The organism is Oxynema aestuarii AP17, from assembly GCF_012295525.1.
GTDB classification, from domain to species: Bacteria; Cyanobacteriota; Cyanobacteriia; order Cyanobacteriales; family Laspinemataceae; genus Oxynema; species Oxynema aestuarii.
Window position 1 is genome coordinate 4,574,217 of the sequence record NZ_CP051167.1, and the last position, 14,675, is coordinate 4,588,891.

Annotated in this window: 13 protein-coding genes; all 13 read left to right on the top strand. The window is 53.9% G+C overall.

Translation table 11 applies throughout. From position 1 onward, the window contains the following. Window positions 1–27 precede the first annotated feature (27 nt). Window positions 28–2,733, top strand: coding sequence for a DEAD/DEAH box helicase (locus tag HCG48_RS18445; protein ID WP_168570459.1), 2,706 nt, complete (start codon window positions 28–30; stop codon window positions 2,731–2,733). Window positions 2,734–2,785: 52 nt separating this feature from the next. Continuing rightward, complete coding sequence (locus HCG48_RS18450; RefSeq protein WP_168570460.1) at window positions 2,786–3,781, top strand: hypothetical protein; 996 nt, start codon at window positions 2,786–2,788, stop codon at window positions 3,779–3,781. A 398-nt stretch (window positions 3,782–4,179) separates the two neighbouring features. Next, window positions 4,180–6,429: a heavy metal translocating P-type ATPase gene (locus tag HCG48_RS18455; protein ID WP_168570461.1), complete on the top strand. Its 2,250-nt coding sequence runs from the start codon at window positions 4,180–4,182 to the stop codon at window positions 6,427–6,429. Between the two features lie 66 nt (window positions 6,430–6,495). Beyond that, window positions 6,496–7,017 carry a cupredoxin domain-containing protein gene (locus HCG48_RS18460; protein WP_210437082.1) on the top strand — a complete coding sequence of 174 codons (522 nt, stop codon included), beginning with the start codon at window positions 6,496–6,498 and terminating at the stop codon, window positions 7,015–7,017. 414 nt (window positions 7,018–7,431) lie between these two features. Then, entirely contained in the window at window positions 7,432–7,746 is a 315-nt protein-coding gene (locus tag HCG48_RS18465; protein ID WP_168570462.1) for a hypothetical protein, read from the top strand. A gap of 41 nt (window positions 7,747–7,787) precedes the next feature. Beyond that, window positions 7,788–9,479 (top strand): TolC family protein, encoded by a 1,692-nt coding sequence (locus HCG48_RS18470; protein ID WP_168570463.1) that lies wholly within the window; start codon window positions 7,788–7,790, stop codon window positions 9,477–9,479. 247 nt (window positions 9,480–9,726) lie between these two features. Then, complete coding sequence (locus HCG48_RS18475; RefSeq protein WP_168570464.1) at window positions 9,727–10,023, top strand: 2Fe-2S iron-sulfur cluster-binding protein; 297 nt, start codon at window positions 9,727–9,729, stop codon at window positions 10,021–10,023. A gap of 144 nt (window positions 10,024–10,167) precedes the next feature. Further along, entirely contained in the window at window positions 10,168–10,275 is a 108-nt protein-coding gene (gene psbM / locus HCG48_RS18480) for a photosystem II reaction center protein PsbM (protein WP_168570465.1), read from the top strand. 208 nt (window positions 10,276–10,483) lie between these two features. Beyond that, the gene (ahr, locus tag HCG48_RS18485) at window positions 10,484–11,491 is read left to right on the top strand and encodes an NADPH-dependent aldehyde reductase Ahr (protein WP_168570466.1); all 1,008 of its coding nucleotides are present in this window, start codon (window positions 10,484–10,486) and stop codon (window positions 11,489–11,491) included. A gap of 179 nt (window positions 11,492–11,670) precedes the next feature. After that, window positions 11,671–11,889, top strand: a complete 219-nt coding sequence (locus tag HCG48_RS18490; protein ID WP_168570467.1) for a hypothetical protein — start codon at window positions 11,671–11,673, stop codon at window positions 11,887–11,889. A 34-nt stretch (window positions 11,890–11,923) separates the two neighbouring features. Next, window positions 11,924–12,331 (top strand): DUF4175 domain-containing protein, encoded by a 408-nt coding sequence (locus HCG48_RS18495; protein WP_168570468.1) that lies wholly within the window; start codon window positions 11,924–11,926, stop codon window positions 12,329–12,331. 4 nt (window positions 12,332–12,335) lie between these two features. Next, window positions 12,336–13,607: a glutamate-5-semialdehyde dehydrogenase gene (locus HCG48_RS18500; protein WP_168570469.1), complete on the top strand. Its 1,272-nt coding sequence runs from the start codon at window positions 12,336–12,338 to the stop codon at window positions 13,605–13,607. 79 nt (window positions 13,608–13,686) lie between these two features. Next, the gene (locus tag HCG48_RS18505) at window positions 13,687–14,667 is read left to right on the top strand and encodes an ABC transporter ATP-binding protein (RefSeq protein WP_168570470.1); all 981 of its coding nucleotides are present in this window, start codon (window positions 13,687–13,689) and stop codon (window positions 14,665–14,667) included. Window positions 14,668–14,675: the final 8 nt, after the last annotated feature.

Below are 14,675 nucleotides of genomic sequence, written 5' to 3' on the forward strand. Positions count from 1 at the left end.
AGCTATCAATTTTTGGAATTTCAGTGCGTGAGTGTTTCACCTACCTTGTCAGAAATCGACCTCAAACGTTTATTTCCCTTTTCCCTCGATGACTTCCAAAAGCAAGCGATCGCGGCGTTAGACGCCGGACGCTCGGTGGTCGTCTGCGCCCCGACGGGTTCGGGAAAAACCCTGATCGGCGAATATGCCATCCATCGCGCCTTGCACCGCAACGGGCGCGTCTTCTACACCACGCCGCTCAAAGCGCTCTCGAATCAAAAATATCGAGATTTTCGCGAGCAGTTTGGCGATGAGAATGTAGGACTGCTGACCGGAGATCTGTCCATCGAACGGGACGCGCCGATCCTGGTGATGACGACGGAAATCTTCCGCAACATGCTCTACGGCACCTCGATTGGCGCCGTCGGCACCTCCCTCAACGGCGTCGAAGCGGTCGTCCTCGACGAATGCCACTACATGAACGACCGCCAACGGGGGACTGTGTGGGAAGAATCGATCGTCTACTGTCCGCCGGAAATTCAACTGGTGGCCCTCTCGGCGACGGTCGCCAACAGCGAGTTACTGACTCGCTGGATTTCCCACGTTCACGGGCCGACGGAACTGATTTACTCGGACTTTCGCCCGGTTCCCCTTCAGTTCCACTTTATTTCGAGTAAGGGGATGTTTCCCCTACTCAAAGCACCTAGGGGGGGCAAGAAAGCGACAGAAATCAATCCCCGGATTAAATCGTTCGGCAAAGGGCGCCAAGGGCGCAAAGAAGAACCCGCCCTGTCCTTCGTGCTGTCGGCGTTGGAGCAACGACAAATGCTTCCGGCGATTTATTTTATTTTCAGTCGTCGCGGGTGCGATCGCTCCGTCGAAGCCGTCGGCAATTTGTGTTTGGTGACGCCGGAAGAAGCCCGGGAACTGCGATCGCGCGTCGGGGAGTTTTTAGCGCGCAACCCGGAAGCGGAACGGGCCGGACAACTCGAACCGCTCTTGCGCGGAATTGCCGCCCACCACGCCGGAATTCTGCCCGCCTGGAAAGGCTTAGTAGAAGAACTGTTTCAAGCGGGATTGATTAAAGTGGTGTTCGCCACAGAAACCCTCGCCGCCGGGATTAATATGCCCGCGCGCACGGCGGTGATTTCGAGTTTGTCGAAGCGGACCGACGACGGACATCGCCTGCTCAAAGCCTCGGAATTCTTGCAAATGTCCGGACGCGCCGGACGCCGGGGAATGGACGAGCGCGGTCACGTGGTGACGGTGCAAACGCGCTTTGAAGGGGCGAAAGAGGCAGCTTTTTTGGCGACGGCTCAAGCGGATCCCCTGGTCAGCCAGTTTACGCCGAGTTATGGCATGGTTCTCAATCTGCTGCAAACCCACAGTTTGGAGGAAACGAAAGAGCTCGTCGAGTCGAGTTTCGGGCAGTTTATTGCGAATTTGCACTTGCAGCCCCTCATGGAGGAAGTCTCGCAACTGAAAGAGGAATATCGCCAGCTTGCGAGCCAAGTGGCCCAGGTGAACGAGGAGGATATTCACAGTTATGAGAAGTTGCGCGCTCGCTTGCGCGAAGAAAAGCGACTGTTAAAGATTCTTTGGAATCAGGCGATCGAAACGAGTGCCCAAACGGCGCGCGAAGCGTTACCCACGATCGCCCCGGGAGCGATTTTGAGTTTGAAAGGGCCCAACGTCCGCACGAAAGATCCGGTGATGGCGGTGTTGGTCGCCACGGCCCCGAGTCCGGGTCAAGCGCCCTATTTGATTTGTTTGGGGGAGGACAATCGCTGGTACGTGGTCTTGTCTACGGACGCGATCGCCATTAACGGCGAATTCCCCGATTGGCAGGAGGTCGGTCAAACGGTACTTCCCGGCGAGATCGCGTTCAAACCGGGTCAGTCTCGCAAAGGAACGGCGGAAACGGCGGAAATTGCCCGTCAGATTTCGGCGATCGCCGAACCGCTCTATTTCGCGGAAGTGGAAGCCCAACAACAGCGCATGAAGGCGGTAGAAGCGCAATTAGAACAGCATCCGCTCAATCAGTGGGGCTCGCCGGGAGCGCTGTTTAAATCGTTAAAACGACAGAAGAAACTCGCCAGCGAGATTCGCAAGCTCGAAAAACAACTCGATCGCCAATTGGGCGATCGGTGGGGAGAGTTTCTCAATTTAATCGATATTTTAGTTGAGGTCGGCTGTTTGAAGGTGTCCGACGCCGAACCGGACGCCGAAGACGACAACCCGGTGTTTGAAGTGACCGCCATGGGCGAAAGTGCGGCGGCCATTCGCGGCGATAACGAGCTATGGTTGGGATCGGCGGTGCGATCGGGTTTGCTCGACAATATCGATCCCCACCATTTGGCGACGGTGGGGGCGGCGTTGGTGACGGAAGTGTCCCGCCCGGATACCTGGACGAATTACGGTCTATCTCCGGCTGTGGAAGCGGTTTTGGGGCAGTTGCAAGGATTGCGGCGACAGTTGTTTCAACTGCAACGACGCCATCACATCGCTTTTCCGATTTGGCTCGAACGCGAGCCGATCGCCTTGGTCGAGCAGTGGGCCCTCGGGGTGGAGTGGAACGAGCTGTTTGAGAATACCAGCTTGGATGAAGGGGATATCGTCCGGATTTTGCGCCGGACTTTGGACTTTTTATCTCAGATTCCCCACGTTCCTCATATTTCCGAGTCGTTGCGGGTCAATGCGTATCGCGCGATGGCGTTAATCGATCGCTTCCCGGTCAACGAATCGATCGAGTAGGGATCGGGGGCGAGCGATCGCAGCCGTTTCCCGTTGGTTGGAGTAATGAGCATTGCAAAGGGGTTTTATGGGAGATCGCCTCAATATCTTACGAGTTTTGCTACCCAGCGCGATCGACGATCGCGCCAAACCCCAGACGGCGATCGCGATTCTAGCGATCTCGATCCTGGCGAGTGCGATTCTGGTTCCCGCGATCGCGATCGCCCGCCCTCAAGCGTCACGCCCCACCGTAGAAAGACGTTTGAGCGAATTGACCCAGAATTCCGATTTAGTCCTCGGTGTGGTTCGCAGTCCCGACAATGAGGCGCAATGGCCCGAAATCGACCGCCGCATTCGCCAAGCTGGTTTAGTTTATCGCCCGATCGCCCTCGATCGCCTTCGTCAAGAGGTTGAAAATTCCGGGGTAAACTTGTTACTGCTGCCCAATCTCTCGACCTGGAGCGGCGAGCAAGTTTTAGAACTCGAAGCGCTCATGAGTTCCGGGATTCGGGCGATCGTCACCGGACGCCTCGGTGAGAACTCCTCTCCCGGCGTCCGCCAAGCCCTGCGATCGCTCGTCGGCGCCTATTGGGAACGCTCCCTCCCCCAACCGGGAACGATGCAACGGATCGCCTGTCGTACCGAGGCCCTGTGTCCCGCCAAATGGATTCCCGCCAACACCTCCGACGCGACCCTCCCCGGCGGCATTTTAACCGCAACCGACTTTAACGCCCAAGCCATGGCAACCTGGATCGGGACTGACGCCGCCCCCGCCGTCACGATCTCCGATCGCGCTATAGTATTCGGGTGGCAGTGGGGAACGACCCCCAACGCCGAATTCGATACCGCCTGGTTGCGCGCCGCCCTCGTACAGATGCAAGCGAGCAGCCCCCCAAGTTCCCAAAACAATCCGCCGCCGCCACCGCCACCGACCGCCGCTCCACCGCCACCGACCGTGGCCCCACCACCGCCACCGACCGCACCGACTCCGCCTCCACCCCCCGAATCCCCTCGCCGAGAGCGGACTTTACCCTATTTTCCAGAGAATTCAAACTCGGGCGCTCGCTAGAGCGATCGACGGTTAGCTCTTTTGTGCGAAGACTTTAAGTATTTTATATATTAATTTCAATAAATTATATTAATAATCCTATCCAAAAGATCCTTTGTTGCGCGAGGGTAGGGACACGGCATTGCCGTGTCCCTACGGCAGCACGATTGTAGCGTCAAGACTATATATAATACAAAAAATACAAAAAGTAATTAACGGGCGATCGCGTGGCGTCTACGCCATGGCTTCGCGCTTTGCGCTTAGGGACTCCAAAGGAGTCAGGAAAATTGCCCCTTTAAAATCGCCCGTTTTTTATCGCTTTCTGTATAAAATCCCCTCCCCTCCTTGACTCTCCAGTCGAGTAGAGGCTTTATCCTCAAAACAAGCTACAGACAACAGCATATTTTGAGGAACGAACCATGAAAACCCAACATTTAAAACTGCAAGGGATGGGGTGCGCCTCCTGCGCGCGCACCATCGAAGACGCCATTCGCAACGTTTCCGGCGTCAGCAACTGTCAAGTTAATTTTGGCATGAGTCAGGGAAAAGTCGAATACGATCCCCGAAAAACCGATTTAGAACAAATCCAACACGCCGTTTCCGAAGCTGGGTATAGCGCCGAACCCCTCGACGACGATAATCCCTCCGGCGATGGCGAACGAGACGCAAGAGAAAGCGAAGAACGAGACTTAAAACGCAAAGTCCTCCTCGGAAGTACCATCAGCTTGATTCTGATTGTCGGTTCCCTCCCGATGATGACCGGATTATCCTTACCGATTCCCATGTGGATGCACGACCCCTGGTTGCAGTTCGTCCTCGCTACCCCGGTCTTATTTTGGTGCGGAAAAGGCTTTTTTGTAGGCGCCTGGAAAGCCTTTAAACGTCATGCGGCTGATATGAATACCCTAGTCGCACTCGGAACGGGAGCCGCTTATTTCTATTCTTTATTTATCAGTTTGTTTCCCAATTTTTTGCGATCGCAAGGCTTGAACGTTGAGGTTTACTACGAAGCCGCAGCCGTCGTGACCACCTTAATTTTAGTCGGGAGAATGCTCGAAAATCGCGCGCGCGGTCAAACCTCCGAAGCGATTCGCAAACTGATGGGATTGCAAGCGAAAACTGCACGAGTGATTCGCAACGGCGAACAGCAAGATATTCCCATCGAAGACGTGCGCGTCGGCGATACAATTGTCGTCCGTCCCGGCGAAAAAATCCCCGTAGATGGAGAAATTGTCGAAGGATCTTCCGCCATTGACGAATCGATGGTGACCGGGGAACCGATTCCCGCTCAAAAATCGGCGGGAGATGAAGTGATTGGCGCGACGATTAATAAAAGCGGAAGTTTTAAATTTAAAGCCTCTCGCGTCGGGAAAGATACGGTCTTATCTCAAATTGTCAAACTCGTGCGCGAAGCACAAGGATCGAAAGCTCCGATTCAACGGTTAGCCGATGAAGTCACCGGGTGGTTTGTTCCGGTGGTCATTGCGATCGCGATCGCGACTTTTGTTGTCTGGTTTGACATCATGGGGAACTTTACCCTCGCCTTAATTACCACTGTCGGCGTGTTAATTATAGCCTGTCCGTGCGCCCTCGGTTTGGCGACGCCGACATCGATTATGGTCGGCACTGGAAAAGGAGCGGAAAACGGGATTTTAATTAAAGGTGCCGATAGTTTAGAACTGGCGCATAAAATCAATACGATCGTTCTCGATAAAACTGGAACGTTGACTCAAGGAAAACCGACGGTTACCGATTATGCTACCGTTAACGGAACGGCGAATAAAAACGAAATTAAATTATTACGCTTGGCGGCGGCAGTTGAAAATAATTCCGAGCATCCGTTAGCGGAGGCGATCGCGGAATATGCGAAGTCCCAAGCGGTAGAAATGCCTTTCCCCGATGTAGAAAACTTTGAGGCAATTTCGGGAATGGGGGTTCGGGGAACGGTGAGCGATCGCTTAGTTCAGATTGGCACCCAATCTTGGATGGAAGAATTAGGGATTAATGTCGATGCCTTGAAATCAAAAGGTGAACAATGGGAAGAAGCCAGTAAAACCACCGCATGGATTGCCGTTGATGGCGAATTAGAAGGGGTATTTGGGATTGCGGACGCCCTCAAGCCCGCTTCCGCCGAAGCGGTGCGTAAATTACGCAAAATGGGACTGGAAGTGGTGATGCTGACCGGAGATAACCGCCATACAGCGCAATCGATCGCCCGGGAAGTTGGCATCGACCGCGTTTTTGCACAAGTCAAGCCCGATGAAAAGTCCCAAAAGGTCAAACAATTACAAGAAGAAGGCAAAATTGTGGCGATGGTCGGCGATGGGATTAATGATGCGCCAGCGTTAGCCCAAGCCGATGTAGGAATGGCGATCGGAACGGGAACGGATGTGGCGATCGCCGCCAGCGATATTACCCTAATTTCTGGCGATTTGGGGGGCATCGTTACCGCGATTCAGCTCAGCCGCGCGACGATGAAAAATATCCGCCAAAATCTATTTTTTGCGTTCGCTTACAATACGGCTGCTATTCCGATCGCCGCCGGAATCTTTTATCCGATTTTTGGATGGCTGCTCAATCCCATTATCGCCGGAGGTGCAATGGCGATGAGTTCGGTTTCTGTGGTAAGTAATGCGCTAAGATTGCGGAATTTTACTATTTCCAATTAAGTTCAGTTGATGGAGATAGAGCAAAAATAAAACATCTCAAAACCGATCGAAGAAAAAGGAGAAAATATGAGTCAGTTAATCGTCAGATCTTGTAAATTGTTAGTTGCTAGTTTGGCGATCGCCTTAATGGTCTCTACGGGAGAAGTATTGGCCGAGAAGTCGGGCAGTTCTTCCGAGCAAAGTCAGTTTGATAAAATCGAACAACCTTGGCAAATCAAGGGAGGGGTGACCTTACTGGGAGTCGGATTAATTGGTTTGGAGTTATGGTGGTTTTTGTTTTCTAAAACTCGAGCGAAGGAGGCGCGGCGCGATCGCGACATCCAAGAAGTCGAAATTATTGTCGATGGCGGATACAATCCCGATCGCATTCGCGTGCGGGTCGGCGAACCCGTGCGGATTAATTTTTTAAGAAAAGATCCAAGCAGTTGTTTGGAAAGGGTGATTATCCCCGATTTCCAAAAAGCTGTAGATTTATCTCTCAATCGACGGACTTCTGTAGAGTTTACGCCGGAAGAGGCGGGGGACTATTCTTTTCATTGCGGAATGAATATGTTTCGCGGGGCGATTGAAGCTCGTCAGTCTTCTTAAAAAGAGTTTTCGCCAATTTCCCAAGGTTAATACTTGATGGATGGCCAGTTAATTTTGGGGGATTGGCGAAACCAATTGAGGGTTGAATTTAAAGGAGATTAAGGGGAGAGGGGAAAAGAGGTGAAAAGAAGGGAAAAGATAGAAACGTGAATGGGTGAAGGGTTGGGGCGATCGCGTCTAAAACCCCAACTATCCAATCTAAAATCTAAAATCCCCAATCTAAAATCTAAAATCTAAAATCCCTAGAGCCATTGCCACAAACGCCATTCCCCCTTATCCTTATTGAGTTGGGGAAAGGGGGAATCAAACCAACGAGGGAATGCGTCATTTCCCGAAGATAGAAGGGAAAGCGGATCGACTCCAGACTCGCCATTCTGTACGGTTGCAGCCGTTGGCGCGCCAAAGCGAGGCGGATTGGCGGCTCGTCGGGGAGAAATTGGACTGTATTGGAGTTGGACTGTATTGGAGTTGAGTTTTGGGGTTTTAACCCGTTTCGGTCAAGATCGTCGGCGAATAACTCGTCAGCGATCCGTCAACCTCATTGCCGTGGGGGGTAAAACCCCTAACCGTGGTAAGCGATCGCGCCAAATTTATCTCCAGCAAGACCCGTGGGTGCGGTTTTATTGGCAAACTAACTTTAAATTAAGCGGTTCTAGCAGTACCATACTTTTTCGGTTGGCTGCCACCGTCCGCGATCGCGCGGAATCGTGCTTAACTGTTTTTGCCTGACCTTGGCAGTGTCGTTAGAGTGCTCGTCAAACCAGAAACTTATGCGAACTTTTCGTCTTTTGATGGTTTTGGGAATGACCAGTGTTGTTTCCTTAAACCAGATGCGCCCGAGTTTATCCCAACCGCCGTCTCAGTTGCAACTCGAAGACGGCGAACTGTCTGACTCGGGGGTTCCCAGCGCCACTGTCGAATCGGATTCCCGAGAAGATGCACTCACGCCTTCGGTGGATAGCCAGACGCAAGAGAGTGGGAACGGAACGGAAAATGCGATCGCCTCCCCAGGGAGGATCGATCCGTTTACCGACGCAGCGTCCACGGTTATCGGTCAATTTGCGCCGGGTGGGGCGACGGGAAGCCGGGAAGGTGCGCCCCCGGAATATCTCGATCCGAGTACCAATCCACTGTTGTATCCGACGGAAGCCGAGGAGGTGGAAATCGTCGGGACGCAACCGTTGACCTTAACGCAGGCGATCGAATTAGCGCGCCGAAACAATCCCGATTTACAAGAAGCCTTACTCAATTTCGAGCGATCGCAAGCCGCTTTGCGAGAAGCGCGGGCCGCACTCTATCCCAATTTACAACTGCGATCGAATTTAACCCATGCCGATTCGTCCCAAACGGAGTTGAGTAACGAACGCCAGCGCGATTTGTTCGGCGACAACGCCACCGAACAGGATGACAGTACGACCTCGCTGGAAGGCACCGTCGAACTGAGTTACAACCTCTACACCTCCGGGCAACGTCCGGCTCAAATTCGGGCGGCGGAAGAACGAGTGCGCCTCAACGAACTCGAACTCGAACGGATTGCGGCGCAGTTGCGTTTCGACGTGACCGATGCCTATTACAACCTGCAAGAAGCGGACGACGCAGTTCGCATTAACCGTTCGGCGGTAGACAGTTCCCAACAAAGTTTGCGCGACGCCGAAGCCAGAGAACGGGCCGGGGTGGGGACGCGCTTCGACGTGTTGCGCGCCCGGGTGCAGTTGGCGAATTCGGAACAGGATTTGACCCAATCGCTGTCCCAACAACGGATCCGACGCCGGGAGTTAGCGCAAATTTTGAATATTACCCAGTCGGTGGACGTGTCGGCGGCGGATGAGGTGGAAATTGCAGGGCTGTGGGAGTTGTCGTTAGAGGAAAGTATTATCCAGGCGTTTCAAAATCGCGCCGAACTCGAACAGCAGTTAGTGCAACGGGAGATTAACGAACAGCAACGGCGCGCGGCCCTGGCGGCCCTCGGACCGCAAGTGAGTTTGTTTGCGAATTACAATGTCATCGATATTTTTGACGACGACCAGGGGTTGGCGGACGGTTATGCCCTCGGGGCGCGCTTGCAGTGGAATTTGTACGATGGGGGCGCGGCGAAAGCGCGGGCGGCCCAGGAAGAAAAGAATATCGAGATTGCGGAAAATCGGTTTACGTCCCAGCGCAATCAAATTCGGACTCAGGTGGAGCAGGCGTATTATAATTTGCAGTCGAATTTTAGGAATATTCAAACGGCGAATATTGCGTTAGACCAGGCGAAAGAAAGTTTGCGGTTGGCCCGGTTGCGGTTTCAAGCGGGGGTGGGCACTCAAACGGAGGTACTCGATGCGGAAACGGAGTTAACGCGGGCGGAAAATAACCGCTTGCAGGCGATCGTCCGCTATAACCGGGCGTTGGCGTCGATGCGGCGCTCGATTACGAATCTTGACGATCCCTATCGTAGCGATCGCCCTTCGGCGGAGCCTTAAGGGGAGCGATGGCGGGGGGATCGCGGCGGGATCGTTCAAAAATTGTAATTTTTCGTAATAAAATGCCTTTGGGGTAACATAAAACCCGACGGGCAACCTGCCACGGATTCCCTGGCGGCAGTTGTCGCGCGCGATCGCGGTGGGGATGGGGTGATACCGTTGCCGAGAACGAAACTGGGAAAGGGCGATCGCCCTCGTGCCGTTCGAGGGTCAATGACGAAGCAGTAAAAGGAATAGAGGAATCCCGATGCCGAATATTAAATATGTCAATGAGGATAAAGAAATCGTCGTCGCCGACGGTGCTAACCTGCGTTTAAAAACGCTGGAAAATAACATCGACCTGTATAAGTTTGTCGGTAAAATGATGAACTGCGGCGGCTACGGACAATGCGGCACCTGCGTGGTGGAAATTGTCGAAGGAATGGAGAATCTTTCGCCGCGCACTCCGGTGGAAAATCAGAAATTGAAGAAAAAGCCGGAAAACTACCGTTTGGCCTGTCAGACCTTAGTTAATGGCCCGGTGAGTGTCAAAACCAAGCCCTAAGTAGTAGCGGCGAGTGGGCGATCGCGCTGCTTAGAAGTCGGTCGAGTGAGCCGGGGGCGATCGCCGTTCCCGAGTCCGAACCCGGTCGCCAAAAGTGATATTCTAATCTTATTGATTTTGAAATTCAGATAGAAGCGGAGTTCTATGGAAGTTAACGATCTAGGTTTTGTGGCTAGCATCCTTTTCGTGTTAGTTCCTGCGGTATTTTTGCTCATTTTGTACATCCAAACGGCTAGCCGACAAAGCAATTAAAGATCGGGGGAGGCGATCGCGTAGCGACTCCGTAGGAGGATCGCGCGATCGTTTATTCCGAGATTCCGAACGCTCCGGGTTTTTTACTATGGCCAACCCGGAGCGTTTGTTGTTTGAAGTTTGAAGCTCCCGGCGAACTCCGAGGGGTCGTTGCGTGCGATCGAGAGTTGCCTAAAATAGTTACCTTAACCCCTAAGTATATTTCATCATGACTACCGTTCGTGCTTATGCGGCCCGCGAACCCAAGGGCAAACTAGAACCGTTCGCTTACGAACTCGGACCGTTAGACCCGGAAGGGGTCGAGATCGAGGTCGAATATTGCGGGATCTGTCATAGCGATCTGAGTATGCTCAATAACGATTGGGGGATGACCGAATATCCCTTTGTTCCGGGACACGAGGTGGTGGGGAGAGTCGCGGCGATCGGGTCTCGAGTCACGACCTTGCAAGTCGGTCAACGAGTCGGTCTCGGTTGGTTTTCCCAATCGTGCCGCACGTGCGAATGGTGTATCTCCGGAGAGCAAAACCTTTGTGCGAGTGCGGAAGGGACGATCGTGGGACGCCACGGCGGCTTTGCCGATCGCGTCCGGGCCCATCGAGATTGGGTTTTTCCCCTCCCCGAGGGTCTCGATCCCGAAACAAGCGGGCCGCTTTTTTGCGGGGGGATTACGGTTTTCAATCCGATCGTGCAATGTGGGGTCAAAGCCAGCGATCGCGTCGGTATTATCGGGATCGGGGGCTTGGGTCACATGGCGATCCAATTCTTTCGCGCCTGGGGATGTGACGTGACCGCCTTCTCCAGCAGCGCCGATAAAGAAGCCGAAGCCCGGGAGATGGGAGCCAACCATTTCGTCAATTCCCGGGATCCCGAGGCGATCGCCGCCGTCGCCAACTCCTACGATTTGATTCTATCTACGGTGAATGTAGATCTCGACTGGGCCGCCTATATCGACGCCTTGCGACCCAAGGGACGCCTGCATTTAGTCGGCGCCGTCTTAAATCCCCTGTCGATTCCCGTATTCCCCCTGTTGGTCGGTCAAAAAAGCATTTCGTCGAGTCCCGTGGGCAATCCCCACAGCATCGCTCAAATGCTCGATATCGCCGCACGACACGCGGTGAATCCGATCGTGGAGATATTTCCGTTAGAACAAGTCAACGAGGCGATCGCCAAACTCGAAAAGGGACAACCCCGTTATCGTCTGGTCTTGAAATGCTAACGCGCTGCGATCGATCGCGCCGATGTGAGAAGTCCGCGATCGCCCCACCGTCGATCCCGAACCGCATTGAATTCGAGCGCTCCTCCCCAAGGATCGTTAGTTGGGGGGTATAATTTGGGTGTCCTTGACTCCGTGCAGGCAAAGGATCGCGGCTGGGCCGTCCGAGACGTTCGATCGACGTGGAGGAAACTCAGGACTACCGCAAGCAAAGCAGCATCCGAGGAAGTGACAACCGAGCTCAAGTCCATTCCGAAACAGGAGAGTGCGGCGATCGCCTCGCCGTCGGGAAGCGCGGGCGAATCGGCCAAAAACTCGGCCAGGTCAAACTTGCCCCTTCCACAACAGCGCGGACGACTCGCAAAGGTTTCAATTCCGAACGAGGGTCTGGCAACTTGTAATCTTAGTGGAATTATTTTTGACTGAGTACCGCTCGTGCCATCTGAAAAAGCCCAGAAGATCGATCTCAACAGTGACTACCCCTGTCCTTGCCGACGGCGGGGGCGCTTGGTGCCGATTGCCCTGACCGAGGCTCTCGGCTGCGATCGCTGTCAGAATATTTTTGTGGTCGCTCAAAATGGTTACGCGATCGAACAGCTCCCCACGACCTCGCCGTACAAGCGATCGTGGCGCTGGAACGGCCATAACTGGTGTGTTGCCAACACCAGTTGGCGAGAAATGTACTTACCTGTGGCCCTGGTCATTGTCATCGTTCTCTTAATTGGCTGGTTGCCCTTCGCCCTGGGTCTTCCCCTCGGACCGAACATCATTCCCGGTGCAATTCTCGCGGTGCTGCTGGCAGCATTTCCAGCATTGATGGTTTGGCTGGCTTACAGGCGTTAGGTTAATGACAACTGATTCTGCATTTAATTCCGTTCCCGATGCCAAAGCGGTTGTAGACCGCGCTTACGAAGCATCGGTAGTCTTGGCGAAAACCAAAGGAGACGATCGCGCCCGCGCCTTGGAGGCGATGGCAGATGCCCTGCGAGAAGCCTCCGACGATATCCTCGAAGCCAATACCCTCGATTTAGAAGCCTCTCGGGAAATGGCGGTCCCCGAATTGATCCTCGAATGGCTCAAACTCACCCCCGAACGGATCGGTTCGACGATCGCCATTTTAGAAAAGCTCGCCCAACTCCCAGACCCCCTGCGACAGGTGATGAACGCCACCTATCAAGTCGGACGGTCCCAGAGTTACTCCCAATTGATGCCCTTGGGTACGATCGCCCTAGTTTACGAAGCCTTTCCCGATTTTGGCGCGATCGCTGCCGGATTGTGCGTCAAAACGGGCAACACCTTGATCTTGCGCGGCGGAACCGAAGCCAGTCACTCCAACGCGGCGATCGCCCAAGCCTTGCAACGGGGGATCGAACAGAGCAATTTACCCCTCGGCACGATCGAGCTGTTCCCCCCGGACGTCGGCGTTTCCACCCGCGACCTGATCCGTCAGGACAAATACATCAACCTCGTCATCCCCTACGGTCGCCCCAGTCTCGTCCAACAAGTGGTCCGCCAAGCGACGGCCCCGGTCCTCAAATCCGCCATGGGCAACTGTTACCTGTACTGGTCCCCCACGGGGAGCATGGATCTCGCCCGCGCCACGATCGTAGACAGTCACGCCAGCGAACCGGATCCGGTCAACGCGATCGAAAAAGTCCTGGTCAATGCCAAAGCCAAACCCTCATCCTTAAGTCTGTTGTGGAATAGCCTCAAAGAAAAAGGCTTTACCCTCAAAGGCGATCGCGAACTGGCGGACCAATTCCCCGAACTCGAAGCGGTCGAAGACGATGCCGAATGGAATCGGGCCTATCTGACCAAAACCGTGGCCTTCAAAACCGTAGAAGACCTCGACGCGGCGATCGCCTGGATCGACCAACACAGTAGCGGTCACGCCGACTGTATCGTGACCGAATCCTATCAAGAAAGCTGTCAGTTCGCCGTGGGCATCCACAGCGCCTCGATCTATATCAACACCTCCCCCCGCTTCCATCGCGCTCCCCCCCAAGGGGACGCCGTATTCCTGGGGATGTCCAACCAAAAAGGTCACCGTCGCGGTTCGATCGGTTTGGAAACCCTGACCACGACTAAACACGTGATTCAAGGATGGGGGGAATTTTAATCGACGGGAGAGAATTTGGGCAACCTGTTCCCTAAAGCTGAACAATCAAAAGACCCTCGTAGTTTCTCGAACTTGCAATATGGATTCTGTTGTTGATTGGCCCGTCGAACCGATGTCCGGCGATCGCCCCGTGGCTGTCGAGATCTCCGGGTTGCAAAAAATCTACCGTACCGGGTTCTGGATGAACCAAACGGTCGAAACCCTCAAAGGCTGTAACCTCAAAGTCTATCGAGGGGAAACCTTCGGCTTACTCGGTCCCAACGGGGCCGGGAAAACGACCTTATTAAAAATCCTACTCGGGATCGTCCGCCCGACCAAAGGGAAAGGACTGCTCCTCGGTCATCCGTTGGGCGATCGCGCCGTCCGAGCCCGTGTCGGCTACCTCCCAGAAAATCCCTACTTTTACGACACCCTCACCGGGTGGGAAATCCTGCAATTTAGCGCCAATTTATGCCAAATTTCGGCCTCGATCCAACGCCGTCGCATTCCCGAACTGCTCGATTTAGTCGGCTTGTCTAAAAAAGCCGCCCGAGATAAACCATTGCGTCAGTATTCTAAAGGAATGCTGCAACGGATCGGCATGGCCCAAGCCTTAATTAACGATCCCGAGGTCGTCTTTCTCGACGAACCGATGTCTGGACTCGACCCCCTCGGACGCTATCAAATCCGAGAAATCATTCTCTCGTTGCGCGAACAAGGGAAAACGATCTTTTTTAACAGTCACATCCTCGCCGACGTCGAGAAGATCTGCGATCGCGTCGCCATTCTCGCACGGGGGCAGTTGATCTGCACCGGATCGTTAAAAGAACTCCTCGGAACGTCGGATAGTTATTTCGTCCAGGGACTCGGCGGCAATTTGGAAGTGTTAAAACAGTGGTTGCCCGATTTAGAATTAGACGGCGATCGCTGGCAAGGGTATCTCAAAGGCACCCCCCAAGATTTTCTCTCCAGTCTGCAACTGATGGGGGGTAAACTCCTGTCGATCGACCTCACCAGCGCCTCGTTAGAAGAGTTCTTCGTCGGTCAACTGCGCCAACAAGGCATCGAAACCAGCGAATAGGTCAAAAA

What these genes read in the sequence shown, in the direction of transcription:
- HCG48_RS18455 (WP_168570461.1), top strand. Translation starts at nt 4,180, where the DNA reads ATGAAAACCCAACATTTAAAACTGCAAGGGATGGGGTGCGCCTCCTGC.
- HCG48_RS18460 (WP_210437082.1), top strand. Translation starts at nt 6,496, where the DNA reads ATGAGTCAGTTAATCGTCAGATCTTGTAAATTGTTAGTTGCTAGTTTG.
- HCG48_RS18470 (WP_168570463.1), top strand. Translation starts at nt 7,788, where the DNA reads ATGCGAACTTTTCGTCTTTTGATGGTTTTGGGAATGACCAGTGTTGTT.
- HCG48_RS18475 (WP_168570464.1), top strand. Translation starts at nt 9,727, where the DNA reads ATGCCGAATATTAAATATGTCAATGAGGATAAAGAAATCGTCGTCGCC.
- psbM (WP_168570465.1), top strand. Translation starts at nt 10,168, where the DNA reads ATGGAAGTTAACGATCTAGGTTTTGTGGCTAGCATCCTTTTCGTGTTA.
- ahr (WP_168570466.1), top strand. Translation starts at nt 10,484, where the DNA reads ATGACTACCGTTCGTGCTTATGCGGCCCGCGAACCCAAGGGCAAACTA.
- HCG48_RS18500 (WP_168570469.1), top strand. Translation starts at nt 12,336, where the DNA reads ATGACAACTGATTCTGCATTTAATTCCGTTCCCGATGCCAAAGCGGTT.
- HCG48_RS18505 (WP_168570470.1), top strand. Translation starts at nt 13,687, where the DNA reads ATGGATTCTGTTGTTGATTGGCCCGTCGAACCGATGTCCGGCGATCGC.